Source organism: Kitasatospora sp. NPDC032757 (genome assembly GCF_055579305.1).
In genome coordinates this window covers 1-1,483 of sequence record NZ_JBVINN010000103.1, presented here as the reverse complement: position 1 = coordinate 1,483, position 1,483 = coordinate 1, and the positions used below count along the sequence as shown (strand labels likewise).

Annotated in this window: 1 protein-coding gene; it reads left to right on the top strand. The window is 68.8% G+C overall.

What is annotated here, in order from left to right:
* Nucleotides 1–204: 204 nt before the first annotated feature.
* Nucleotides 205–1,446: an IS30 family transposase gene (locus tag ACZ5WK_RS40255; protein WP_465555532.1), complete on the top strand. Its 1,242-nt coding sequence runs from the start codon at nt 205–207 to the stop codon at nt 1,444–1,446.
* The last annotated feature ends 37 nt before the right edge of the window (nt 1,447–1,483 follow it).

The following is a 1,483-nucleotide window of genomic DNA, read 5'->3' as shown; positions in this document are numbered from 1 at the left end:
CTTGGGTTCTAACGGTCCTCGCAACACCCGCAATCTGTGGGAGTTGCGAGGACCGTGGGCGTTAGGCGTAGTGATCTTGCTGGGTTGCGGGAGCGCTTCCTTGAACGGCTGGATGTCGTAGGCAGCGTGACTGCGGTGGCGCGTGAGCTGGAGCTGAACCAGAACACCGCCTTCACCTGGGCCCGGAAGGCCGGACGGAGGTCGATGGGCCCGCCCCGCCGGCATTCAGGACGGGACGAGTACGAGCGGCTCCGGGGCGCCGGTGTCACCCGCCGGATCGCAGCCCGGCAGGCAGGCGTGAACGAACGCACGGCCAGGGACTGGGACCAGGGCGTCAAGAAGACCCGCCATACGCGCACCTATGCCAACGGGCGCCACGTCGACTACCGGGCGGGAACCGTCACCATGTCCGGTGTGACTAAAGCACCGGTCGGCTTGAGGGCCCTGGAGAAGCAGCTCCACCCGCGGTTCCTGACACTGGCCGAGCGCGAACAGATCCGCGATCTTCGCGCAGCGGGTCAGTCGCTGCGGGCGATCGGACGGGCCCTGGGGCGGCCCGCGAGCACGGTCAAGCGGGAGATCGACGCGAACTCGGGCAGCGAGGGCTACTGGCCCTACCAGGCCCACCGGGCGGCGGCAGCGCGCAGGCCCCGGCCCAAGGACCGCAAGCTGCTGCGCGAGGGACGACTGCGCCGCTTCGTCCAGGACGGACTGCGCAGGCGGTGGTCACCGGAACAGATCTGCCACGCTCTGCTAAGGGAACATCCCGGCGACGAGAACATGCGGGTGAGCGTGGAAACGATCTACCAGGCGCTGTACTTCCAGGCCCGCGGCGGCCTGAAACGGGAAGTGCAGGCAGCCGTCCGCTCCGGGCGGACCCGCCGCAAGCCACGCCGGAACCCCGAGCGACGCACTTCCCGGTTCGTCGAACCGATGGTGATGATCAGCGACCGCCCCGCCGACATCGAGGACCGGGCCCTCCCCGGTCACTGGGAAGGCGACCTGATCCTCGGTGCGGGCGGGCGCTCCGCGATCGCCACCCTGGTCGAGCGAAGCACCCGCTACACCATGCTGGTCCACCTGCCGGGCGGGGCCCACGACGCCGAGACCGTCCGCGACGGGCTCGTGCGCACCGTCCAGACCCTGCCCGCTCACCTGCGCGGTTCTCTCACCTGGGACCAGGGCGCCGAGATGGCACGGCACAGGCAGTTCAGCATGGCCACCGACATGCCCGTCTACTTCTGCGACCCGGCCTCGCCCTGGCAACGCGGCTCGAACGAGAACACGAACGGGCTGCTGCGGCAGTACTTCCCGAAAGGCAGCGACCTGAGCGTCCACGGTCCCGAAGACCTCGAACACGTCGCCCAGGAGCTCAATGGCCGCCCACGCAAGACGCTCGGCTGGGATACCCCAGCCGAGCGTCTACGTGATCTACTCACCGTCTGAAACCAAGCGGTGTTGCGACGACCCCTTGAACCCAAGC

Bases quoted from the DNA above. Each gene is read 5' to 3' on its own strand.
- ACZ5WK_RS40255 (WP_465555532.1), top strand. From the start codon at position 205: ATGGGCCCGCCCCGCCGGCATTCAGGACGGGACGAGTACGAGCGGCTC.